Genomic DNA, 23306 nt, shown 5'->3' with positions numbered 1-23306 from the left:
TCTTGTTATTAATTATCTTCTTTGTTCTTCTCTTTCTCTTTTTCCTTTTTTTCCTCTTCTTTCTTTTTTCTAGCTTCTTCTTTTTTCTGTCTTAAGAGTTTTCTTTTTTCTTCTCTTTGTTTCATTAAAGCTTTTCTCTTGTCTGCTATTTCTTTTTTCTTAGCTTCTTGTTCTGCTATTTTCTTAGCTACAGCTTCAATTTTTTTGTTTTGTAACGCTTCTTTTTGTTCTATTTTTTCTTGTTGAACTTTGGTTACTTCTTTCTTAGGCGCAGCTTTTTTCTTGTTTCTTTCTTCTTTTTTCTGCTCCTGTAATCTTGTTCTGTCTATGGTAGATAAAACAAGTTCGCTAATATCGTATTTTTTATTCGAATATAGCATTACTAAATCACTAGATTTTTCAAAAACAAAATCGTAGTTTTTTCTCTTAGCAATACTCTGTACAGCATTGTAAACTTGGTCTTGTATTGGCTTAACCAATTGTTTTCTTACAAGAAATAAATCTCCATTTGGACCGAAATAAAGCGATTCTAACCTTCTTAATTCTACTTGCTTAATTGAAATTTCTTCTTCCTTTTCTTCAATTAACTCTTTGGTTAAAATGGCTTTTTCATTTGCCAAATCAGATTTTAATACTTCTATATGTCTTGCCTGATCATCTAATTTTTTTCTCCATTTGGCAACTTTGGCATCTAAAGTATTTTGCGCTTGAATGTATTCTGGAACATTTTCTAGAATGTATTCCATATCCATATAAGCAATAATTTGATTTCTTTGTGACCAGATTGAAGAGACACTAAATAAAAGAACGACTAATAAAAATATTTTTTTCATTTGTATAATGTATTTAGAAAAAACCGTGCCAAAAAAACTTTCGACATTACAAATGTACTGTTTTCTTAGAATTGTCTTCCAATGATAAAATGCGTTTGCCAGCCCGATTTTTCTGTAAAACCTGGTAAAGGATCAAATCCATGCGCAAAGTCTATACCTAATAGACCAAAGGCAGGCATAAAGATTCTTATACCAACTCCTGCTGAACGTTTTAATTCAAACGGATTAAATGACTGAAAATTGTCGTAAGAATTACCAGCTTCTACAAATCCTAAAGTATAAATAGAGGCAGAAGGTGCATCTGTTATAGAATATCTTAATTCTAATTGAAATTTGTTATAAATAGAACCACCTTCTAATGGAGATAATTGGTTGTTTTCATAACCTCTTAAACCTACAACTTCTCTACCATCTAATTGAAAAACGGCAATACCATCTCCACCCACAAAGTATCTTTCAAATGGTGATAAACCTACATCAGAATTATAGTAACCTAGGAAGCCCATTTCTGCATTTGTCATTAACACTAATTTGTCTGTAAATGAAGTGTACCATTTACCTTTAGCACTTAATTTATAGTATTCTAACCACTTGTATTTTTCTGCAATTTGTGCATTTGTTTCTTCTTGGCTCAACCCACTATCAATAGAATAATCTTTATTATTTACTAATGAGTAAGGAAAAGTTGCTTTTACACCAAAAGAGAATTCAGATCCATAAGTTGGGAAAATTAAACTTGGTCCTGCAGAGTTTCTAGATATGGTTGCACTATAAGATAAGTTATTTAAAGTACCATTATCTAGTACATTAGCACCAACTCTAAAGCCGTAGTTATCTAAGTTAAAACTTTGGTAACTGATGGTTTGTGAAAGTTGAAAATAATCATCTGGCCATTTTAAACGTTGTCCTAAACCAATAGATGCACCAATAATCCCTAAACTACGATCTCTATCAACTTGAAAAGTTTGAGGATCTAATTGAAATTGATTTGATGAATAAACAGAGAATGATAATGATTTTGGTTTTCTACCACCTAACCAAGGTTCTGTAAATGAGAAACTATAAGTATTAAACGTTCTACTTGATTGTAAACGTAAAGATAAGCTTTGACCATCTCCCATTGGTAAAGGAGTGTATGCTTCTTTTTTAAAGATATTTTTAATGGAGAAATTGTTGAATGATAACCCTAAAGTACCTATAAAGGAACCACCACCATAACCACCTTGCAATTCAATTTGGCTACCACCTTTTTCTACTACGTTAAAGTTAATATCTGCAGTTTTATTAGTGTAATCTGGAACAACATCTGGAGTTACATTTTGGTCAAAGAAACCTAACTGACCAATTTCACGAATAGAACGTATAATGTTACTTCTACTAAATAAATCGCCTGGTTTTACTCTTAGCTCTCTAAAGATAACATGATCGTTTGTTTTGTCATTTCCAGAAACTGTAACCTTTCGAATACGTGCTTTTTCATCTTCACGAATTCTAATTTCTACTGTAATAGAATCGTTTTCTACTTTGGTTTCAACAGCATTTACTTGAGAGAAAAGAAAACCACTATCTTGGTAAAGTGTAGATAGATCTTCTGATGTTGGTGAACCATCACCTTTTACTCTTTCTTTTAAAACAGCACCATTGTAAACATCACCTTTGTCAATTCTTAGCACTTTCATCAATTCATCATCAGTATATTCTTTGTTACCAACAAAAACAATTTCTGAGAATCTGTATTGTTTACCTTCTTCTAACTCAATATTAATATCTATAGTGTTGTCATCGTTCCAAGAAATACCTTCACTTAAAATTCTGGCATCTCTATATCCTAATCTGCTGTATCTGTCTAAAATGCTTTCTAAGTCTTCTTGATATTCATCTTCTATATACTTAGATCCTTTCCAAAAACGACCCAAAAATTTCTCTTTGGTATTGCTCATGGCCTTTTTTAATTTTTTATCTGATAAAGCTTCGTTTCCAGTAAAGTTGATGTCTTTAATTTTGATTTTAGAGCCTTTATCAATAAAAACATTCATGTTTACCACATTAATGTCTGAAGAGTCTTTTCTGGTATCTAAAGTTACTTTGGTTTTTAAAAATCCTTTATCTGTATATTTTTTAGTGAAGTAGTTTTTTGTGGTTACCACAAGGTTGTCTGTAACCATGGCACCTTCTTTTAATTCAGCTTCTTTTAATAATTCTTTGGCTTTAGATTTTTTTACACCAACAATAGAAACATCTTTAAGCATTGGTAGTTCTTGTACATCAAACTGTAAATAAACTGTATTGCCATCTAATTTTGCCAAGTAAACATCTACATTGCTAAACTGTTTACTTTCGTAAAGTTTTTTAATGGCACTTGTAAGTTTGTCTCCTGGTAACTTAATGGTTTGGCCATTTCTTAAACCTGTAAATACTTTTACAGTTTCTTCGCTAAATTTAACTAGGCCAGTTACAGAAATGCCTCCTAAAATATATTCTTTACCTTTTTCAAAGGCAGTATTATTCTTAGCTATAGAATCATTTTGTGTTTGTGCATTAGCACTAAAACCAAAAAATAGTGCAAATAGCACTAGTGCAACAGAAAATAATTTTGTGTAAAATTTACTCTGTAATTTGTTCGCTTGTTTTTCCAAATCGTCTTTCTCTGTTCTGATATTCTATGATGGCATCATAGAAATGTTCTTGTCTAAAATCTGGCCAAAGTACATTTGTAAAATATAGTTCAGCATATGCCATTTGCCATAATAAAAAGTTACTAATGCGTTGTTCTCCACTAGTTCTTATCATTAAATCAACATCGGGCAAATTAAATGTATATAAATGATTATTTATAGTATTTTCATCTATTTTTTCTAAATTAAGTTCTTTATTAACAACTTTTTTAGATATGTTTTTGATTGCATTAACAATTTCTTCTCTAGAGCCATAGCTTAGTGCAAAGGTTAATACAATATCTGTGTTATTTCTGGTTTCAAAAATAACATCTTTTAAAACTTTTTGTGCCTTACTGGGTAAATTATCTATAGAACCAATTGAGTTAACTTTAACTCCTTGTTTCATAAATTCGGGTAGTTCTTTTTTTAATGAGTTTATTAATAAACTCATTAAAGCATCTACTTCTAGTTTGGGTCTGTTCCAGTTTTCTGTAGAAAATGCGTATAAAGTAATGGCTTCTACATTAACTTGTGAGGCTGCTTTTACAGATTCTCTTACAGCAGTTAATGCATTTCTATGACCAAAAATTCTATTCATTCCTTTACCTTTTGCCCAACGTCCATTACCATCCATAATTATGGCAACATGCTTTGGTGTTTTCAGTAAATCAATGTGTAGTTTTTTATCCATATTTTACAGTCCGTTTTTATAACAAGCTGGTCTTCCAAAGGTATAGGTTAAAGAAATTCCTGTAAACATATACCAATCACTATTATTATCTCCAATATCTAATCTAGGTACGTTTGATGAAGTATAATCGATATCATCATCAAAAGTATATCTAAATTTTGCTTCTACAGCAAATGCTAAATCACCAACTAATTTAGATTTAAAACCAACTCCAAAAGGAACTGCAAAACCGTTTTTAGAATCAAAAATAAATTCTTGTGGTCTTGGTTCAGATACTACATATTGGTAATTAAAACCAGCTAATTCTAACAAGATGTAAGGTGTCCAAGTTTTATCTGATGATGATAAATCATACTCGTAAAAATTGTATTCTAAACCAATGGCTAACTCATGTATGGTATTAGAAAAACTTAACCCTCTATCTCTTTTAAAATCTGTATCTGCATCTAAATCATCTGCTTCAATAGGCAAATAACTATAGGTTGCTCTTAGTGCTATTTTAGGATTCCAATTGTACTTAAAAAATGCAGCTCCTGCAATTTTATTGGGGTAAATGTAGTTGGTTCTTCCAATGTCTCCAACATAGTTGGAACCACCAATAAATACTCCTGCTTCATATACCTGACTTACTAAAACATTAGACAGGCTTACAAAAATGATTAATAATATACTTTTTTTCATCCGTAAAAATAGCGAGCAAATATAGGGATTTCAATTTGCTTAATAAAGTTAATATTCAGTCTTTTCTGAATAACTAAAAATTAAGTAATTTATTGTTGCTAAAGGGTTAAAGATTGGTTTCGTTCCTGGTATCTTCTCCCCAAAGTAATTTAGTTCTCAAAGTTTGTAAAAAAGATTGATTTTTAGGGATGATACTTTTTATGGTAAAAGATGCTTTTTCTATATAAACTACAGTGTTTTTTGCTACTGTTGTTATGCGTGAATCTAAAGATATTAAAAAGTCTTTTTCTCTTGAATCTATCGTTAATTTAATTTGAGTATCATCTGCAATAACCATGGGCCTTGCATTTAAATTATGAGGTGCAATAGGTGTAATTACCAGGTTTTTAGAATCTGGCGAAATTACAGGGCCATTACAACTTAATGAATAGCCTGTAGAGCCTGTAGGTGTTGCTATTATTAAACCATCTGCCCAATAATTGGTAAGGTATTCTTCATTTAAACAGGTTTTTACACCAATCATAGAAGTCGTGTTTTTCCTAGCAATAGTTACTTCATTCAAGGCAAAATTTAATTCGGAAAAAGTGGTTGTTTCTGGACTCGTTTTTACGCTTAATAAAGTTCTTTCTTGAATAGAATAATCTCCATTTAATATTAGGTTGACACTTTCTTCAATGGCAGTTTTATTTATGGTTGCTAAAAAGCCCAATCTACCTGTATTAATTCCTAAAATAGGAATGTCTAAATCTCTAATATAAGTTACTGCTCTTAAAATTGTTCCATCTCCACCTAAAGTAAATAGTACATCAAAAGATGAGTTTAAATCGGAAAAGTGAGAAAATGTTGGGTATTTTTTATCTAAGATATTTCCTTGAACTAGTAAATCATAAAACTTTTTTTCTATAAAAGATACAATGTTGTGTTGTTGCAATACTTTTAATAAAATCTGAATCTCTTTCTCTGCAGAAATGGAGTAAGATTGACCGTAAATAGCAACTTTTTTCACTTTAGTTTGTTTTAAAATTTTAAATATAAAATTTACATTTCTAGATATTTCTGTAAATAATCAGATCTGTTTTTCAGGTCTTCTAAATAAATATCATTTTCATGATTCGAAACTATTTTATAGTCATACCTTCTAAACGTTTGTATGATTTCGTTAATTTCATCTGAAACAAATTTTAAGGTAACTTGCACAAAATCGTTCGATTTTTCTGAAATATAAACACCAAGTAGCTTACCACCATTCGCTTCTACAATTTGAGAAACTTCACCCATAGAATAATCCATCTCTAGTTTTTCTACAATTAAGGTTTCGCTTTCTTCAATCATAAAAGGGCTTGTAGAAAACACGTCTAACACATCACACAAATCATAATAACCCATGTAATTTTTATCCTTATTCAAAACAGGAATTATAGTAGTGTTATTGTCTGCAAAAATCTTTAATAACTCTAAAACTGTGGCTTTTTCATCTGCAAAAAACGAATTTAGTAGATAAGAATGTGCAACTAATTCTTCTTCTTTGTTTTCTAAAGTTTGAATATCATCTTCTGAAAAAGAACCCAACAATTTATTATTTTCTACCACTGGAAAATGTGTTATAGGGTAATTTTTAAAGAGTCTTTGCGCCTTTTTTACAGTGTCTTTTAAATGAAACGCTTTTATTTCTTTTAAGATGTAATCGTTAATATTCATGCTTTACGAATATAGGATAAAATGATTTAATAAATTATCTTTGTAGTCTAATTTTAGACCATGACAAAGTTAAGTGTAAATATTAACAAAATAGCAACTTTACGTAATTCTAGAGGTGGTAATGTGCCAAATTTATTAAAAGTAGCCACAGATATTGAAGGTTTTGGTGCACAGGGTATTACCATTCATCCAAGACCAGATGAAAGACATATTCGTTATCAAGATGCAAGAGATTTAAAGGGTGTTGTAACTACAGAATTCAATATAGAGGGCAATCCTATACAATCTTTTATGGATTTGGTTTTAGAAACAAAGCCAACGCAAGTTACTTTAGTGCCAGATGCTGTAGATGCAATTACGTCTAATGCTGGTTGGGATACCATTACACATCAATCTTTTTTAAAGGAAGTGATAGCCGAGTTTCAACAAAATGGAATAAGAACTTCTATTTTTATTGATACTGATGCAAAGCTTATTGAAGCTGCTGCAAAAACAGGAACAGACAGAATTGAATTGTACACAGAAGAGTTTGCAAGCCAATTTGATAAAGGTAATAAAGATGCTGTAAAACCTTATACTGAAGCAGCTATTTTAGCTCATGATTTAGGTTTAGGAATTAATGCTGGGCACGATTTAAGTTTAGACAACATTCAGTTTTTTAAGCAAAACATTCCTAATTTAGCAGAGGTTTCAATAGGGCATGCCTTAATAGCAGAAAGTTTATACTTGGGCCTAGAAAATGTGGTAAATATGTATTTACATAGGTTGCAATAATGGATATTTTACACTCACAGATTCTAGGAGAAGGGAAACCATTACTGGTTTTACATGGTTATTTCGGAATGTCTGATAACTGGAAAACTTTGGGTAATCAATTTTCTGAGGACTTTCAAGTGCATTTAATAGATCAAAGAAATCATGGTAGAAGCTTTCATACAGCTGCTTTTAATTATGATTTGTTGGCAGAAGATATTTACAATTACATAGATTTTCATCAGTTAGATGATGTGTATTTAATTGGGCATTCTATGGGCGGAAAAACAGCGATGTTATTCGCCTCTAAATATCCAGAATTGGTAGCCAAATTAATTATTGTAGATATTTCACCAAAAGCTTACGATCCTCATCATAATGCAATTTTAGCGGGTTTAAATTCTATTGATTTTACTCTGCAAAATACAAGAGGTAAAGTAGATAAACAATTGTCTGAATACATTCCAGAATTCGGAGTTAGACAATTTTTACTAAAGAATGTTTATTGGAAAGAAAAAGGAGTGTTAGACTTTAGATTTAATTTACAATCGTTAACAGAAAATAACCCAGAAGTAGGTAAAGCTTTGCCTGCAAACGCTACTTTTTCTAAACCGACGTTGTTTTTAAGAGGAGAAAAATCGGGTTATATTATTCCTGAAGAACAAATGATTATCAACAATCATTTTCCAAATCATAAAGTTGTAACCATAAAAAATGCTGGGCATTGGTTACATGCTGAAAATCCGAAAGATTTTTACAAAGAAGTTTGTGAATTTTTACAATAACATTGAGGAGCCATAAAACAAGAACTATGAACATAGAAAACGCACAGAAACAGGTTGATGATTGGATTAAAAATCATGGAGTTCGTTATTTTAATGAACTAACAAATATGGCGCAATTAACAGAAGAGGTTGGTGAGGTTGCAAGAATTATTGCAAGAAGATATGGAGAGCAAAGTGAAAAAGAATCCGATAAAAACAAAGACTTAGGTGAAGAGCTAGCAGATGTATTATTTGTGGTTTTGTGTTTGGCGAATCAAACAGGAATAGATTTGCAAAATGCTTTTGAAAAAAAGTTAGACATCAAAACAAAAAGAGATCATGATCGTCATCACAACAATCAAAAACTGAAATAATAAGTTTTACTTTTATTGTTTACTCTAAAAATTAAATACATTACCCCCTTTTTTACTGTGATCGGGTAATAATACAAAAAACACAATGTAAGCTAAAAGTGCAATAAAAATAATATTAAAAGTAGATTCTCTTGCAGCACTTACCTCAATGATTGCTTTACCTTCTTTCTCATATTGATTTACAATTTTATCCATTAAATGTAAAAACTGATTTTCGTTCTTTTTAATGGTTTCAATTGCTTCTTCTGTTCTCTCATTATTGGAACTAACGCCATTTCTAGTGTTTTCTATTAAAACAATGGTATTAATCATTATTTCTTGATAATAAGATTCCAGATTCGTGAACAATTCATCTAAGTAAACATCGCTTTTGCCCTTTTTCCTTTGTTCACTAAGCTTATTATGAGTTGTCGAAAATTGATGATAAGCGTCTTCTAACTCCTTGTTAATTACCAGTAATTTAAACGGACTTTCATTAGCATAGAGTGCTAATTTGGTAATTTTCTGACTGTACATACGTTGTTTACCAGCAATATTTACCAGCTCAATATTTGTAAACAGTTTTTCTCGGTTTTGATGATCTATATAGCGTTCAATAGAATAAACGATAATAAAGATAACCAAGCCATATATTAACCTTACTTTCATATCATTCTGTATTAGTGATACAATTAATGGTTTACTATAAAAACTAAAAATATAATCTACTTTAGTTGTTATAGTAAAATGATAGAAATTATGTTGGGGAAAACTGCTTCAATTTAGTAAAAAAAAGCGGCAAAACTATTTTTTTAACATTTTTATTTAACACGAACTTTTTGAAAAGGGATAAAAATGAAGAGTAGTATGTATATGAATATCAGAGCATAAGAGGTGTTGAAAGTAATTTCTCTAGTTTTTACTTCGTCAATTCTTTGCTGTGCTAATTCCTCATATCTTAATACAATAGCATTCATTATTTTTAAGAATTTAGATTCGTTATTTTTTATAATGGTAACAAATTCTTTAGCAGTGTTGTAGTTTTTAAAATTAGCAATTAATCCTTTAGAGCTATTTTCTATTTTGGTTTGATAAGGCTCTAACTCATTAAATAATTCTTCTAAAACAAAATCATTGTAATTTGTAATGTAGTTTGTTTTTAAATTATTGTGGTTATCTTCAAATAAATCATACGTTTCTTGTAAACCACTAATGTTTACCAATTCTGGAGTACTATGCAACTCATAGTACAAAGCCAGCTTTGTAATTTTTTGCACGTACATTCTTTGCATACCAGCAATATTTACAACTTTTACATTATTGTCTTGATGTTTTACATCTGTAAATAAAAGGTATTTATTAATGTATAATAATATAAATAAGGTAATAAAAGAATAAACTAATTTTTCTTTTCATAGATTTGAGGGCTAAAGAAAGTATGTTTAAATATAGTTAAAATCTCTTAATTTATTTTGTAAAGTATTAAAAACTAGTAATATGTCATTCAAAAAAAATATTAATAACCCTTTATTTTGGTCTAACTTTTTAAAAGTTGCCATTCCTTTTTTCTTTTTCGTAACTATTATTTCTCTATTCATTAATAGTTGGAGTGCAATAATTTCTGGTGATTTTATGGCAATTGCAGAACAAAATTTTACAAACGGAAAATGGGCTGCGTTTTGGGGTATGAAAATTGTAATAAGTATTATTTACGGTTTGTGGATAACCAATAAGAATATGAAATAAAAAAAAGCGACTTTTTAAAGTCGCTTTTTTTATGCTGTAAAATATAAGTTTAATCGATTTGAATTAAATTGATGTTACTTTCTTTTACTTTTTGATTTAAGGTTTTTACTTCATTATCAAACAATTGATATAGTTTTGCCAATTCTACATCTATAGTAGCTGTAATTTCATTTTTAAAGGCTATTGCTTGATCTGTTGGTGCATAATTACCCACCCTTGTCAATGAGTTTAAATGTGCCAATTTGTTGTTTAAACGTATGGGAAAGTTTAACGGATCTTGACCACTTTTCGATTTTGTTTGATACAAAGTTTCTTCAATGGTGGTCATATCTTTTACTAATTTATCTGCAAAATCTATCAAATCTTTGTTAGCTTCTTTATCAGCAATAGATTTTTTTAGCAGACCAACCTGACTTCTTACTTTCTTTACATTTTTTAATGCTTTATGAATTTCAGTCATTTTAGTATTAATGTCATTAATAAAGTCAAACTGTGCTTTCATATCACTTTCAGTGGCTTCAGAAACCGGATTTTTCAAAATAGTAAATTGCTGAGATTGTTGTGCATCGTTTAATTTTAAAGTGGCTTTGTAAGTGCCAGGCAATGCCATTGGCCCAGATAAAGAAGCCCACCATAAAATCATGCCTTTCACAGATTCAGCACCATCGTACATCATGTTCCAATTAAATATATTATTGCCTTCTTTAGCGTTTAATTTGCCTTCTTTTAAATCTTTATTTGGTTTGGTAGAAAAGGTTTTAATTACATTGTCATTAGCATCAGAAATGGTAATTGAAACCACATCTTTATCCTCTAAATCTTTTAGGTAATAATACATGTTTACACCTCCAGAATGGTTTGTACCTGCAGTTCTAGAAGTTCTTCCTCTACCACCAGATAAATTATAGGCATCTTTTGGCTTGTATAAGAACATCTCTTTTTTGGCTACATATTTATCTAATTGATGAAATACAGTTAAATCATCAATAATCCAAAGAGAACGTCCTTGAGTAGCCGCAATTAAATTATCTTCTTTAATGGCTAAATCTGTAATAGGTACAATAGGTAAATTCAATTGCATGCTTTGCCAGTTTTTACCATCGTCAAAAGACATGTACATACCTCTTTCTGTACCTGCATATAATAAACCTTTACGTTTTGGGTCTGCTCTTAGTGCACGTGTAAAATCTTCATTGCCAATTCCGTTTACAATTAACTCCCAAGATTTACCATAATTTTCTGTTTTGTAGATGTAAGGTTTGTAATCTCCAGATTTGTATTTTGTACCAACAATATAGGCACCTCCTTTGGTAAAAGGATCAACTTCTATGCAGTTAATCATCATCCATTCAGGCATTTTTTTAGGAGTAATATTCTCCCAAGTTTCGCCATTATTTTTGGTAACATGCACTAAACCATCATCAGAACCAGTGTAAATTAAACCAGGTTCGTAAGCAGATTCTGTAGCAGCGAAAATAGTTCCATAATATTCTACTCCAGTATTATCTTTGGTAATTGGCCCACCTGAAGGACCTAGTGTTTTAGGATCATTTCTAGTTAAATCAGGACTAATTAATTTCCAACTTTGTCCTTCATTATCAGTAGCATGTAAATGATTAGAAGCTGCATATAAACGCTTTTTATTATTAGGTGAAAAGAAGATTGGGAAATTCCATTGAAAACGATATTTAAAATCTTCAGCACCATGACCCATTGGGTCATCTGGCCAAACATTAATAGCTCTAGTATCTCCAGTTTTATGATTTACTCTTGTTAAAAATCCACCATAACTACCTCCATAAACAATGTCATCATTTAAAGGATCTACAGCAATATGCGCACTTTCTCCACCAGCTGTAGAAGACCAATCAGATTCAGTTATAAAACGACCATCTGTTCTATGAGAAATTCGAACAGTAGAATTGTCTTGCTGTGCAGCTAAAATTCGGTAAGGAAAATGATTGTCTGTAGTTACTCTGTAAAACTGAGAGGTTGGCTGATTCATATAAGTACTCCAATTCTCACCAGCATCAAAAGAAATTTGTGCTCCACCATCATCACCAATAATCATTCTTTGGTTGTCTTCTGGTGCTATCCATAAATCATGATGATCTCCATGAGGTGCATTATAGGTTTTGTAAGTTCTACCACCATCTGTAGATTTATGATAACGAACATTTAAAACGTATAAAATATCTTCATCTTGCGTATCTGCATACAAACGTGTGTAATACCAAGCTCTTTGTCTTAATTTTCTTTCAGCGTTAATTAATCTCCATGTTTCTCCTGCATCTGTAGATTTGTAAACGCCTCCTTTTTTGTTTTCAATTAAAGCATAAACAATATCAGAATTTACAGGTGAAACTGTTACGCCTGCAATACCCCAAATACCACCAGGTAAACCTTTGTTGGTAGAAATGTTTGTCCAAGTTTCACCTTCGTCTGTACTTTTCCAAAGAGCAGAACCATCTCCCCCAGAAGATAAACTATAAGGTGTTCTTCTTACATTCCAAGTTGTGGCATACAAAACTCTTGGGTTGTTTGGATCGATTATTAAATCTACTACACCAGCATTTTCATTAGAGAACAAAACTTTGCGCCAAGTTTCACCTCCATCTGTTGTTTTGTAAACTCCTCTGTCTTGTGTTGGTTTGTATAAATCACCCATAACTCCTGCAAAAACAATATCAGAATTTTTAGGATGAATGCGCATTCTAGGTATATGTCTTGAGTTGCTTAATCCCACATGTCTCCATGTTTTACCAGCATTTTCAGATTTCCAAACACCATCTCCAGAAGATACGTTTCCACGAACGGTTTTTTCTCCCATTCCAACATACATTACGTTATTGTCTGATTCAGAAACAGCTACAGCACCTACAGAACCTCCAAAAAATCCGTCTGAAATATTTTGCCAAGTACCTCCAGCATCTGTTGTTTTCCAAACTCCACCTCCTGTAGAACCCATATAAAAAAGATTGGCTTTATCAGCAACTCCTGTTACAGCAGCACTTCTACCACCTCTAAAGGGACCAATATTTCTCCATTTTACAGCGCTAAAATTATCGTTAGAAACTTGGGTAACTTTTTTTTGTGCATTAACTTTGGCATTTGCAGAAAAGAAGATGCAAACAGCCAGAAAAAGTATTTTTTTCATGTTGGTTAGTTGTAAATTTAGAATTTAAAAGTAAGAAATTAAATCAGTTTTTAGAATGGACATATTGTTAAATGTTTTAGAGGATAGAAGAATACAAGAAGAAATAACAATCTCTGGTTCTAAAAGCGAGTCGAATAGATTACTAATTCTACAAAAGCTTTTTCCTGAAATTACTATTGATAATTTATCAGATTCAGATGATTCTGTACACATGCATCATGCCTTAACCACAGAAGATTTATTGGTAGACATTGGTCATGCAGGTACTGCAATGCGTTTTTTAACTTCTTACTTTGCAGTAAACAGAGGTAGAGAGGTTTTTTTAACAGGTTCTGAGCGCATGCAAAACAGACCTATTGAAATTTTGGTAAATGCACTTAGAGATTTAGGTGCAGATATTACCTATGCTGTAAAAGAAGGTTATCCTCCATTAAAAATTAAAGGTAAAGAACTAACTAAAGATAAAGTACAAATTAATGGTAATGTAAGTAGCCAATATATTTCATCATTATTATTAATTGCTTCTAAACTAGATAATGGTTTAGAAATAGAATTGACAGGTAAAATAACTTCGGTTCCTTATATCAATATGACATTAAGCTTGCTTTCTCAAATTGGCATAGAAAGTAGTTTTGAAGATAATATCATTAAAGTATTTCCTAAAGAATCTATAGAAACGCAAACTGTTGTTGTAGAGTCAGATTGGTCATCAGCAAGTTATTTTTACTCAATTGTAGCTTTATCTGAATTGGGTTCATCTGTAAAATTGTCTGCTTATAAAAAAGAAAGCCTTCAAGGTGATTCTTGCTTGGCAGAAATTTACAAACATTTCGGAGTTGCAACTACTTTTGGCGAAGATTGTATTACGCTCACTAAAGAGAAAAACACCAAAAGAGAAACTTTAGTTAGAAACTTAAAAGACGCTCCAGATATTGCACAGACTATTGCTGTTACTTGTTTTGCAGAAGGTATTGCTTGTAACTTGTCTGGTTTACATACCTTAAAAATTAAAGAGACTGATAGATTAGTTGCCTTGCATGATGAGTTAACGAAGCTTGGAGCAAAAGTAATTATTACAAACGAAACGTTACAAGTAGAAACTGCTACTTCAATCAACAGCAATGTAGCTATTGATACCTATAATGATCATAGAATGGCAATGGCTTTTGCGCCTTTGGCTTTAAAGGTTTCTATTAAAATAAATGATGCTGAAGTAGTTACAAAATCTTACCAAAAATTCTGGAATGATATTGAGCAGATTGGTATTAATATTACTCGTTTGTAAAGATAAAGTGTCAAACACTTGACAACGCCTATTCTCATATCGTATATTTGCATCTTTATAGTAAAATACACTTATGAAATTATCAAACTTCGATTTTGAATTGCCAGAAGAATTGTTGGCAAAATATCCTGCAGAACATAGAGATGAGTCTCGTTTAATGGTATTAAACAGAAAAGAGCAAACCATAGAGCACAAAACCTTTAAAGATGTAATTAATTATTTCGATGAAGGCGATGTTTTAATGCTAAACAATACCAAAGTATTTCCTGCAAGAATGTATGGAAATAAAGAAAAAACAGGAGCAAGAATTGAGGTTTTCTTATTAAGAGAACTAAATGCAGAAAATAGATTGTGGGATGTTTTAGTAGATCCTGCAAGAAAAATAAGAATTGGAAACAAATTATTTTTTGGAGAAGATGATAGTTTAGTTGCAGAAGTAATAGACAATACTACATCTAGAGGTAGAACTTTACGTTTCTTATTTGATGGTAGTTACGAAGCTTTTAGAGAGAAATTATTAGAACTAGGTGAAACACCTTTACCAAGATCTGTAAACAGAGAAGTTGAAGAGTTAGATGAAGAACGTTACCAAACTATTTTTGCTAAAAACGAAGGGGCTGTGGCTGCACCAACTGCAGGTTTGCACTTTTCTAAACACTTATTGAAGCGTTTGGAAATTAAAGGAGTAGATTTTGCAGAAATGACATTACATGTTGGTTTAGGAACTTTTAGTCCTGTTGAGGTAGAAGATTTATCTAAGCATAAAATGGATTCTGAGCAAATTGTGATTCCTGCAAATGCAGCAGATAAAATTAACAAAGCAAAAGCAGAAAAAAGAAGAGTTTGTGCAGTAGGTACAACAGTTATGAGAACTGTAGAATCTTCGGTTTCTTCTAATGCACAATTAAATCCTTTTGAAGGTTGGACGAACAAATTCATTTTTCCTCCTTACGAATTTAGCATTGCAAATTCAATGATTACAAACTTTCATCCTCCAAAATCTACGTTAATGATGCAAGCTGCAGCATTCGCGGGTTATGATTTTTTAATGGAAGCGTATAAAACAGCAGTAAAAGAAGGTTATAAATTCTCTACTTATGGAGATGCGATGATCATCATCTAATAAAGAAATAAATCATTTTTAAAACTGATAATTCTGCATAGAATTATCAGTTTTTTCTTTTAGATATTTATTATTGACGGTGCTCAATTGTTTATCTTTTTTAACTCAAGAATTAGCATGACAGAAAAGGTTGGATAACATAGAAGTCAATAGAAAAAATTAGTAAGCCTAATCACAAAAACAACCAAAGACAAAACTTAAAGTTTACCTTAAAATATTAGTGTATTTTTGCAATCAGAATAATAGCATTTAAAAAATAAGAACCATTGATTAAAAAGAAAGACATAAGAGCTTTAACCAAAGAACAATTGCGTGATTTTTTCGTAGAAAATGGCGACAAGGCTTTTCGTGGAAATCAGGTATATGAATGGTTATGGAGCAAGTCTTTGCACACTTTCGAAGACATGACAAATATCTCTAAAAAAACAAGAGAGATGTTAGAAGAGCACTTTGTTATCAACCATATCAAAGTAGATTCTATGCAAAAAAGTGCAGATGGTACTATAAAAAACGGAATTAAATTACATGATGGCTTAGTAGTAGAGTCTGTATTGATTCCTACACCAAAAAGAACAACAGCATGTGTTTCTAGTCAAGTTGGTTGTAGTCTAGATTGCAAGTTCTGTGCAACTGCTCGTTTAAAAAGAATGCGTAATTTAAATCCAGATGAAATTTACGATCAAGTTGTTGTAATCGATAAACAAAGCAGGTTATATCACAATCATAAATTAACCAATATTGTTTTTATGGGAATGGGTGAGCCCTTAATGAACTATAAAAACGTATTAAAATCTATAGAGATGATTACCTCTCCAGAAGGATTAGGAATGTCATCAAAAAGAATTACAGTGTCTACTTCTGGTGTGCCAAAAATGATTAAAAAAATGGCAGATGAAGAAGTAAAATTTAATTTAGCGGTTTCTCTACATTCTGCAATAGATGAGGTTAGAACATCAATAATGCCTTTTAACACTACTTTTCCTTTAAAAGATTTAAAAGAATCTTTAGAATATTGGTATGAAAAAACCAAAAGAGCAATTACGTATGAGTATGTGGTTTGGGAAGGTATTAATGATAAAAAAGAAGACATTGCAGCTTTGGTACAATTCTGTAAATATGTGCCCTGCAAAGTAAACTTAATTGAATACAATCCAATAGACGATGGTCAATTTCAACAAGCTAGTAATGCAGCCTTAAACAATTACATCTCTAATTTAGAAATGCATGATATTACTGTAAATGTAAGAAGAAGTAGAGGTAAAGATATAGATGCAGCTTGTGGCCAATTAGCAAATAAAGCTTAATATTTTAGTAAGAACTCTTGCTTTACCAACAACCCTTCTTCTTGTTTATATTTCGTATTTTTGCAGTCAAATTCTGTATTTAGTTCACGTTACATGAAACCAGTAGAACTTATAAAATTGCCTATTAAGAAAGAAATGGAACTTTTCGAAAAAAAGTTCAAAGATTCCATGCTTTCTAAAGTGCCTTTATTAAACAGAATTACCTATTATATTGTACGTAGAAAAGGTAAACAAATGAGACCAATGTTTGTTTTTCTAGTTGCAAAAATGGTTTCTAATGGTGGTTTTGATGAACGTACGTATAGAGGAGCATCCGTAGTCGAGTTAATTCATACTGCAACTTTGGTGCATGATGATGTTGTAGACGATTCCAACAGAAGACGTGGTTTTTTCTCTATAAATGCCCTTTGGAAAAATAAGATTGCAGTTTTAGTAGGCGATTTTCTACTTTCTAAAGGATTGTTACTTTCTATAGATAATGAAGATTTTGATTTACTGAAATTGATTTCGATTGCTGTTCGTGAAATGAGTGAAGGCGAATTGTTGCAAATTGAAAAAGCTAGAAAGTTAGACATTACAGAAGACATTTATTTTGATATTATTCGTCAAAAAACAGCCACATTAATTGCTGCTTGTTGTGGTATTGGAGCTGCCTCTGTTGGTGCAAACCAAGATACTGTGCAACAAATGCGAAAGTTTGGAGAATATATTGGTATCGCTTTTCAAATAAAAGATGACTTGTTTGATTATTCAGATGAAAAAATAGGGAAACCAACAGGCATAGATATTAAAGAACAAAAAATGACTTTGCCTTTAATACACACGCTAAATAATTGCTCTGCAAAAGAAAAAGCTTGGATTATTAATACCGTTAAAAAGCATAATAAAAACAAAGTTCGTGTAAAAGAATTGATTGCTTTTGTAAAAGAGAATGGTGGTATAGATTATACCATTTCACAAATGAATGCCTATAAAAGCAAAGCCATCGCTATATTAAATAACTATTCAGAATCGCCCTACAAAGCCTCTTTACTTCAAATGATTGATTATGTTGTAGAGCGTAAAATTTAGGCTACAATTCTAACAACTCCTCTACAAAATCTCTTGAGTTAGACAACCTTGGTACTTTATGTTGCCCTCCTAATTTGTCTTTCTTTTTTAGCCATTCATAAAATAAACCTTCTTTAGCTACATGAATTTTTGGCATGGCTAACGTCATAGAGTTGTAACGTTTTGCTTCGTAATCAGAGTTAATTGCTTTTAATGAATTGTCTAATATTTCTGTAAAATAATCCATACTTTCTGGCTTTTTGGTAAACTCAATGACCCATTCATGACCACCACTTTTTTTATCTTTCATAAAAATTGGGCCAGCAGTGTATTCTTTAATTAAAGCATCTGTTTTTTCGCAGGTTAGTTTTAGAGCATCTTCTACATTCTCTATATTTAACTCTTCTCCAAACACATTGATGTAATGTTTAGTTCTTCCTGTAATTTTAATGCGATAAGGTTGCAAAGAAGTAAAACGAATGGTATCTCCAATTAAATAACGCCATAAACCACTATTGGTTGTAATAACTAAAGCATAATCAACATTCTTTTCTACTTCAGAAAGCGGAATGGTTTCTGAGCTTTCACCTTTGTAATTTTTCATGTCTATAAACTCATAAAAAATTCCATAGTCTAGCATGAGTAACAATTCCTTAGAACCATTTTCATCCTGAATTGCAAAAAAGCCCTCAGAGGCATTGTAAGTTTCATAATATTGAAAATCTTGCTTAGGAATAAGCTTTTTGTATTGCTCTCTGTAGGGATTAAAGTTTACTCCTCCATGAAAGTATACTTCCAAATTAGGCCAAACTTCTAGAATATGATTTTTTCCTGTACGTTCTAAAACACGATTCAATAAAACCAGCATCCAACTAGGTACACCCACCAAACTCGTAATATTTTCATTTATGGTTTCATCAATAATGGCTTCCATCTTGGTTTCCCATTCAGACATCATCGAAACTTCTTGACTTGGTGCAGAACTGTAATCTGCCCAAAAAGGTAAATTCTCTGTAATAATTGCAGATAAATCTCCAAAATACGAGTTATTGTCTTCGTAAATATCTGAGCTTCCACCTAATTTTAAACCCTTACCTGTAAATAATTTAGTCTCTTCATTATTGTGTATGTACAAGCACAACATATCTTTACCAGCTTTCATGTGGCAATATTCTAAAGCCTCATCACTAACAGGTATAAACTTACTTTTTGCATTGGTAGTACCACTACTTTTCGCAAACCACTTAATAGGTGTATGCCAAAATAAATTTTGTTCGCCCTTTCTACAACGCTCTATCAGTGGCTCTATACTTTCATATTTCTGAATAGGCACTTGCATTGCAAAATCGGTATAACTTTTTATGGATGAAAAATTGTGTTTTTTACCAAATTCTGTGCGTTTTGAAGCACTTGTTAACTTCAATAAAAGTTCATTTTGCACATCTGTTGGGTATTTTAAAAACAATTCTATTTGATGAATTCTTTTCTTTAAAAACCAAGAAATAATTGAATTAACAATAGGATAAGGCATAAATGAAATTCGTTTTTTTTGTAAGTTTGTTGATAAGCTAAAAATAACAAAATTTATTTATGCAGTATCAAGGAGTATTAAGAAAAATGATGACCGAAATTGGAGATGAGGTTCAATATTATTTAGATATGAAAACCGATTTTCTAAACATGAATCAGCTGATATCTAAAGAAATAAAACTTTCTTTTGTTACCTACGAATGTTTAAACTGTCATCTAGAAAAAAAAATATACAGGCAAGGGTATTGCCAATCTTGTTTTTTTGATATTCCACAAGCTGCAGATTGGATTATGAGGCCCGAACTTAGTAAGGCACATTTAGATGAAGAGGACAGAGATTTAGCCTATGAAAAGCGTGTGCAATTACAACCACATATTGTTTATTTAGCAAATTCTAGCAATGTAAAAGTAGGGGTTACAAGAAAGCAGCAAGTGCCTACAAGATGGATTGATCAAGGTGCACATGAAGCCATAGAAATTGTAGAAGTACCCAACAGATATTTAGCAGGAATTACAGAGGTAGCTTTAAAAGAACATGTAGCAGATAAAACCAATTGGCGTAAAATGCTAAAAAATGATATTGAAGATGTAGACTTAGTAGAATGGAGAGAAAAGTTAAAACAATACATTCCAGAGGAAGCCAGTGCTTATTTTATTGAAAGCAATACAGAAACCAATATTAACTTTCCAGTTACGCAATACCCTGCAAAACCTAAAAGTTTAAACCTAATTAAAACACCCACTTATACAGGTAAATTAGTGGGTATAAAAGGTCAGTATTTAATTTTTGAAGACGAAACTGTTTTTAATGTAAGATCTAATGAAGGTTTAGTAGTGAATATCGAAATTTAAATGATGAACGACAATCTATTAAAAGTTGCCTTAGCTCAAATAGCGCCTGTTTGGTTAAACAAAGAAAAGACGCTGGAGAAAATAGAACAATCAATTGTAAACGCAGCTCAAGAAAATTGTGAGCTGATTGTTTTTGGTGAGGCGTTATTACCTGGCTACCCTTTTTGGATTGCCTTAACCAATGGTGCTGCTTGGAACTCAACTACACAAAAAGAAATTCACGCTCATTACATTCGCAATTCTATTACCATTGAAAAAGGCGAATTAAATGCAGTTTGTGCTTTAGCCAAAAAGCATAAAATAGCAATCTATTTAGGTATTATGGAACGTGCAGCAAATAGAGGAGGACATAGCATTTATGCAAGTTTGGTGTATATAAATGAAACTGGAGAAATTAAATCTGTACATCGTAAATTACAACCTACTTTCGATGAGCGCTTAACTTGGGCACCTGGAGATGGTAATGGTTTACAGGTACATCCTTTAAAAGACTTTACAGTAGGTGGTTTAAATTGTTGGGAAAACTGGATGCCTTTACCTAGAACAGCCTTGTATGGTTTGGGCGAAAATTTACACATAGCAGTTTGGCCTGGTTCTGATCATAATACCAAAGATATTACACGTTTTATAGCAAGAGAATCACGCTCTTTTGTAATTTCTGTTTCTAGTTTAATGGCAAAAACAGATTTTCCTAAAGATGTGCCTCATTATGATAAAATAGTAAAGGACGCCCCAGAAATATTGGCAAATGGTGGTTCTTGTATTGCAGGGCCTGATGGTGAATGGATTATAGAACCAGTCTTGGAAAAAGAAGGTTTAATTATAGAAACTTTAGATTTTAATCGTGTTTTAGAAGAGCGTCAAAACTTTGATGTAGTTGGGCATTATTCAAGACCAGATGTTACCAAGTTACAGGTAAACAGAGAGAGACAAAGTACTGTTGAGTTTAAAAATTAAAGTACTTCTAGTAACTCTTTAATTACTTTTTCCACACCATTATTATCATTACTTGCTGTACCATATTTAGCAAGCTCTTTAATATCTTCATGCGCATTTGCCATTGCAAAACTATACTTGGCTTCTTGCATCATTTCTATGTCATTATGATAATCACCAAAAACAAGAGTTTCTTCTTTACTTACATCAAGTACTTTTTGTAAATGCTTTAAAGCACGCCCTTTATTGGCTTTCTCGTCAGAAATATCTAGCCAGTTTTTTCCTGAAACCTTAAGTAGTACTTCTTCTTTTAAATGTTCAATTACTGGGTAAATAAATTCTTCAGAAGAATCAAAATGGTACACAGCTATTTTGTAAGCAGGTTTGTTTTTTGCTATAGCTATTAGGTCTTCTACTTGCTGAAAGCTATGATAGTATTCTTGAAAATGCTTAATAAAACGTGGATCTTTGCTTTCTATAAACGCTTCACCATCACAACATAATACCATATTTGCACCTGCAATAGTTCTTAGAATTGGTATTAGCTGCAAAATTTTATCAGTAGCTAAAAAGTTAGAGAGTAAAACTTCTGTGCCCTTTTTTGCAACGCCACCATTTTCTGCAATAACATAAATTTCATCTTTTATAGCATCGAGCTTAGATACAATACTATTGTGCTGTCTGCCACTTGCTGCACAAAAAGTAATATTCTTTTTTTTTAGTTGTTCAAATAGGGTAAAGAACTCATCACTCACTGCTCCTTTAGAGTTTAAGAGTGTACCATCCATATCAGAAACTACCAGTTTTACTTGAGCAAAGTCTTTCATTATTTACGAGTAGAATCTCTAATTACAAGGTCTGTTTGAATCACTTTTGTAGTAATTTCTTTGGTTTTGTTTTCTAACTTATCAATTAAAATGGCTGCAGCAGCAGAACCCATTTTTTCACCATGCTGACTAATTGTTGTCATTTTTGGGCTAGAGTGTCTTGATAAAATTCCGTTAGAAAATGCAATTACAGCAACGTCTTTTGGTATTTTTTGATCGTTCTTTTTTACAGCTTTCATCACAGAAACAGCAACAGATTCGCCTGTAGTAATTACTGCATCTATTTTATTGGCCTTAATAAATGGCCTAACAATGTTTTTGTATTTCTTATAATCTCTTTCAACAATATTAAGTACTAGGTTTTCATCTAAAGATAAACCTACATTTTTTAGACCTTGCTTATAGCCTTCAAAACGTTGCTTACCAATATGCAAATCACTCATGGTAGAAACAAAAGCAATATTTTTATGTCCTTTTTTGTATAAAAACTCCACTGTTTTTGTGGCTCCTTCTAAATCATCTGTAATCACTTTATCACAAGAAATCGATTGCGCAACTCTATCAAACATAACAATCGGAGTTCCGTTTTCTATAGATTCTTTAAAATGATCAAATTTATTACTTAGTTCAGTTTCTTTAGCCATAGAAAGTAAAAAGCCATCTATACTTCCATTAGAAAGCATTTCTATAATTTCTACTTCTTTGTCATAAGATTGATTAGAGATACAGGTAATTACTTTATACCCTTTTTCTAAGGCTGTTTTTTCGATACCTTTAAATACCTGAGCAAAGAAATAGTTTAACATAGTTGGTATAATTACCCCTATGGTTTTTGTACTTCTATTTTTTAAACTTAACGCATTAAAGTTAGGCTTGTAGTTGTTTTCTTTTGCGTATTTCTGAATTTTTTCTTTGGTGCTTTGGCTAATTTCGTAACTATCATTCAAAGCTTTTGATACTGTAGAAATAGAAACTTTAAATTCTTTGGCAATATCTTTTATGGTTAGCTTTTTCATCTAAAAACGTTTAGTTACGAAGATATAAAAATATAAACGATGGTGTAAAA

Annotated in this window: 22 protein-coding genes; 10 read left to right on the top strand and 12 right to left on the bottom strand. The window is 31.5% G+C overall.

The features are described from left to right. Positions 1-8: 8 nt before the first annotated feature. The 6 genes from MED152_RS07185 to MED152_RS07160 form a co-directional block, all read right to left on the bottom strand. Positions 9-833, bottom strand: coding sequence for an OmpH family outer membrane protein (locus tag MED152_RS07185; RefSeq protein WP_015481198.1), 825 nt, complete (start codon positions 831-833; stop codon positions 9-11). A 65-nt stretch (positions 834-898) separates the two neighbouring features. Beyond that, positions 899-3469, bottom strand: coding sequence for an outer membrane protein assembly factor BamA (gene bamA, locus MED152_RS07180; protein WP_015481197.1), 2571 nt, complete (start codon positions 3467-3469; stop codon positions 899-901). Next, positions 3438-4181, bottom strand: coding sequence for an isoprenyl transferase (locus tag MED152_RS07175; protein ID WP_015481196.1), 744 nt, complete (start codon positions 4179-4181; stop codon positions 3438-3440). The genes bamA and MED152_RS07175 overlap by 32 nt, the downstream gene beginning before the upstream one ends. A gap of 3 nt (positions 4182-4184) precedes the next feature. After that, a complete protein-coding gene (locus tag MED152_RS07170; RefSeq protein ID WP_015481195.1) occupies positions 4185-4862 on the bottom strand; it encodes a DUF6089 family protein in 678 nt (225 codons plus the stop codon). Positions 4863-4968: 106 nt separating this feature from the next. Further along, a complete protein-coding gene (locus MED152_RS07165; RefSeq protein WP_015481194.1) occupies positions 4969-5868 on the bottom strand; it encodes an NAD kinase in 900 nt (299 codons plus the stop codon). A gap of 32 nt (positions 5869-5900) precedes the next feature. Continuing rightward, positions 5901-6560 (bottom strand): CBS domain-containing protein, encoded by a 660-nt coding sequence (locus tag MED152_RS07160; RefSeq protein WP_015481193.1) that lies wholly within the window; start codon positions 6558-6560, stop codon positions 5901-5903. Between the two features lie 60 nt (positions 6561-6620). Between MED152_RS07160 and MED152_RS07155 the strand changes: the two genes are divergently transcribed. The 3 genes from MED152_RS07155 to MED152_RS07145 are packed head-to-tail and all read left to right on the top strand — an operon-like array spanning position 6621 to position 8451. Continuing rightward, positions 6621-7334: a pyridoxine 5'-phosphate synthase gene (locus MED152_RS07155; RefSeq protein ID WP_015481192.1), complete on the top strand. Its 714-nt coding sequence runs from the start codon at positions 6621-6623 to the stop codon at positions 7332-7334. Beyond that, a complete protein-coding gene (locus MED152_RS07150) occupies positions 7334-8098 on the top strand; it encodes an alpha/beta fold hydrolase (RefSeq protein WP_015481191.1) in 765 nt (254 codons plus the stop codon). Before MED152_RS07155 ends, MED152_RS07150 begins: the two co-directional genes overlap by 1 nt. Before the next feature lie 26 nt (positions 8099-8124). Further along, on the top strand, positions 8125-8451 hold the full coding sequence (locus tag MED152_RS07145; protein ID WP_015481190.1) for a nucleotide pyrophosphohydrolase: 327 nt from the start codon (positions 8125-8127) through the stop codon (positions 8449-8451). Positions 8452-8475: 24 nt separating this feature from the next. Here the strand turns inward: MED152_RS07145 and MED152_RS07140 are convergent, their stop codons facing one another. Both MED152_RS07140 and MED152_RS07135 read right to left on the bottom strand, forming a co-directional pair. Next, positions 8476-9099: a type IV pili methyl-accepting chemotaxis transducer N-terminal domain-containing protein gene (locus tag MED152_RS07140; RefSeq protein ID WP_015481189.1), complete on the bottom strand. Its 624-nt coding sequence runs from the start codon at positions 9097-9099 to the stop codon at positions 8476-8478. A 152-nt stretch (positions 9100-9251) separates the two neighbouring features. Next, entirely contained in the window at positions 9252-9722 is a 471-nt protein-coding gene (locus MED152_RS07135; protein WP_015481188.1) for a hypothetical protein, read from the bottom strand. 205 nt (positions 9723-9927) lie between these two features. Here MED152_RS07135 and MED152_RS07130 point away from each other — a divergent pair, with 205 nt between their 5' ends. Continuing rightward, positions 9928-10176 (top strand): hypothetical protein, encoded by a 249-nt coding sequence (locus MED152_RS07130; protein WP_015481187.1) that lies wholly within the window; start codon positions 9928-9930, stop codon positions 10174-10176. A gap of 49 nt (positions 10177-10225) precedes the next feature. On the opposite strand, the gene MED152_RS07125 is transcribed toward MED152_RS07130, so the two are convergent. After that, a complete protein-coding gene (locus MED152_RS07125) occupies positions 10226-13333 on the bottom strand; it encodes a glycosyl hydrolase (RefSeq protein WP_015481186.1) in 3108 nt (1035 codons plus the stop codon). A gap of 55 nt (positions 13334-13388) precedes the next feature. On the opposite strand from MED152_RS07125, the gene MED152_RS07120 reads away from it, so the two are divergent. From MED152_RS07120 to MED152_RS07105, 4 genes are all read left to right on the top strand, one after another. Then, positions 13389-14618 carry a 3-phosphoshikimate 1-carboxyvinyltransferase gene (locus tag MED152_RS07120; protein ID WP_015481185.1) on the top strand — a complete coding sequence of 410 codons (1230 nt, stop codon included), beginning with the start codon at positions 13389-13391 and terminating at the stop codon, positions 14616-14618. 73 nt (positions 14619-14691) lie between these two features. Then, positions 14692-15741 carry a tRNA preQ1(34) S-adenosylmethionine ribosyltransferase-isomerase QueA gene (queA, locus tag MED152_RS07115; protein ID WP_015481184.1) on the top strand — a complete coding sequence of 350 codons (1050 nt, stop codon included), beginning with the start codon at positions 14692-14694 and terminating at the stop codon, positions 15739-15741. A 266-nt stretch (positions 15742-16007) separates the two neighbouring features. Beyond that, complete coding sequence (gene rlmN / locus MED152_RS07110) at positions 16008-17045, top strand: 23S rRNA (adenine(2503)-C(2))-methyltransferase RlmN (protein WP_015481183.1); 1038 nt, start codon at positions 16008-16010, stop codon at positions 17043-17045. Between the two features lie 93 nt (positions 17046-17138). Next, positions 17139-18116 (top strand): polyprenyl synthetase family protein, encoded by a 978-nt coding sequence (locus MED152_RS07105; protein ID WP_015481182.1) that lies wholly within the window; start codon positions 17139-17141, stop codon positions 18114-18116. Position 18117: 1 nt separating this feature from the next. On the opposite strand, the gene MED152_RS07100 is transcribed toward MED152_RS07105, so the two are convergent. Next, the gene (locus MED152_RS07100; protein ID WP_015481181.1) at positions 18118-19626 is read right to left on the bottom strand and encodes a GH3 auxin-responsive promoter family protein; all 1509 of its coding nucleotides are present in this window, start codon (positions 19624-19626) and stop codon (positions 18118-18120) included. 59 nt (positions 19627-19685) lie between these two features. Here MED152_RS07100 and MED152_RS07095 point away from each other — a divergent pair, with 59 nt between their 5' ends. Then, positions 19686-20477 carry a DUF2797 domain-containing protein gene (locus tag MED152_RS07095; RefSeq protein ID WP_015481180.1) on the top strand — a complete coding sequence of 264 codons (792 nt, stop codon included), beginning with the start codon at positions 19686-19688 and terminating at the stop codon, positions 20475-20477. Positions 20478-20480: 3 nt separating this feature from the next. Beyond that, complete coding sequence (locus MED152_RS07090) at positions 20481-21434, top strand: carbon-nitrogen hydrolase family protein (protein WP_015481179.1); 954 nt, start codon at positions 20481-20483, stop codon at positions 21432-21434. Here the strand turns inward: MED152_RS07090 and MED152_RS07085 are convergent. Both MED152_RS07085 and MED152_RS07080 read right to left on the bottom strand, forming a co-directional pair. Beyond that, positions 21431-22240, bottom strand: coding sequence for a Cof-type HAD-IIB family hydrolase (locus MED152_RS07085; protein WP_015481178.1), 810 nt, complete (start codon positions 22238-22240; stop codon positions 21431-21433). The genes MED152_RS07090 and MED152_RS07085 overlap by 4 nt on opposite strands. Beyond that, complete coding sequence (locus MED152_RS07080; protein WP_015481177.1) at positions 22240-23256, bottom strand: LacI family DNA-binding transcriptional regulator; 1017 nt, start codon at positions 23254-23256, stop codon at positions 22240-22242. The genes MED152_RS07085 and MED152_RS07080 overlap by 1 nt, the downstream gene beginning before the upstream one ends. Between the last annotated feature and the right edge of the window lie 50 nt (positions 23257-23306).

The organism is Polaribacter sp. MED152 (assembly GCF_000152945.2).
GTDB lineage: Bacteria > Bacteroidota > Bacteroidia > Flavobacteriales > Flavobacteriaceae > Polaribacter.
This window is presented reverse-complemented; position numbering and strand designations above follow the sequence as displayed.

Bases quoted from the DNA above. Each gene is read 5' to 3' on its own strand.
- MED152_RS07130 (WP_015481187.1), top strand. From the start codon at position 9,928: ATGTCATTCAAAAAAAATATTAATAACCCTTTATTTTGGTCTAACTTT.
- MED152_RS07145 (WP_015481190.1), top strand. From the start codon at position 8,125: ATGAACATAGAAAACGCACAGAAACAGGTTGATGATTGGATTAAAAAT.
- MED152_RS07155 (WP_015481192.1), top strand. From the start codon at position 6,621: ATGACAAAGTTAAGTGTAAATATTAACAAAATAGCAACTTTACGTAAT.
- MED152_RS07125 (WP_015481186.1), bottom strand. From the start codon at position 13,333: ATGAAAAAAATACTTTTTCTGGCTGTTTGCATCTTCTTTTCTGCAAAT.
- MED152_RS07175 (WP_015481196.1), bottom strand. From the start codon at position 4,181: ATGGATAAAAAACTACACATTGATTTACTGAAAACACCAAAGCATGTT.
- MED152_RS07120 (WP_015481185.1), top strand. From the start codon at position 13,389: ATGGACATATTGTTAAATGTTTTAGAGGATAGAAGAATACAAGAAGAA.
- MED152_RS07105 (WP_015481182.1), top strand. From the start codon at position 17,139: ATGAAACCAGTAGAACTTATAAAATTGCCTATTAAGAAAGAAATGGAA.
- MED152_RS07085 (WP_015481178.1), bottom strand. From the start codon at position 22,240: ATGAAAGACTTTGCTCAAGTAAAACTGGTAGTTTCTGATATGGATGGT.
- MED152_RS07100 (WP_015481181.1), bottom strand. From the start codon at position 19,626: ATGCCTTATCCTATTGTTAATTCAATTATTTCTTGGTTTTTAAAGAAA.
- MED152_RS07160 (WP_015481193.1), bottom strand. From the start codon at position 6,560: ATGAATATTAACGATTACATCTTAAAAGAAATAAAAGCGTTTCATTTA.
- MED152_RS07095 (WP_015481180.1), top strand. From the start codon at position 19,686: ATGCAGTATCAAGGAGTATTAAGAAAAATGATGACCGAAATTGGAGAT.
- MED152_RS07185 (WP_015481198.1), bottom strand. From the start codon at position 833: ATGAAAAAAATATTTTTATTAGTCGTTCTTTTATTTAGTGTCTCTTCA.
- MED152_RS07090 (WP_015481179.1), top strand. From the start codon at position 20,481: ATGAACGACAATCTATTAAAAGTTGCCTTAGCTCAAATAGCGCCTGTT.
- MED152_RS07150 (WP_015481191.1), top strand. From the start codon at position 7,334: ATGGATATTTTACACTCACAGATTCTAGGAGAAGGGAAACCATTACTG.
- MED152_RS07080 (WP_015481177.1), bottom strand. From the start codon at position 23,256: ATGAAAAAGCTAACCATAAAAGATATTGCCAAAGAATTTAAAGTTTCT.
- MED152_RS07135 (WP_015481188.1), bottom strand. From the start codon at position 9,722: ATGCAAAGAATGTACGTGCAAAAAATTACAAAGCTGGCTTTGTACTAT.
- MED152_RS07170 (WP_015481195.1), bottom strand. From the start codon at position 4,862: ATGAAAAAAAGTATATTATTAATCATTTTTGTAAGCCTGTCTAATGTT.
- MED152_RS07140 (WP_015481189.1), bottom strand. From the start codon at position 9,099: ATGAAAGTAAGGTTAATATATGGCTTGGTTATCTTTATTATCGTTTAT.
- queA (WP_015481184.1), top strand. From the start codon at position 14,692: ATGAAATTATCAAACTTCGATTTTGAATTGCCAGAAGAATTGTTGGCA.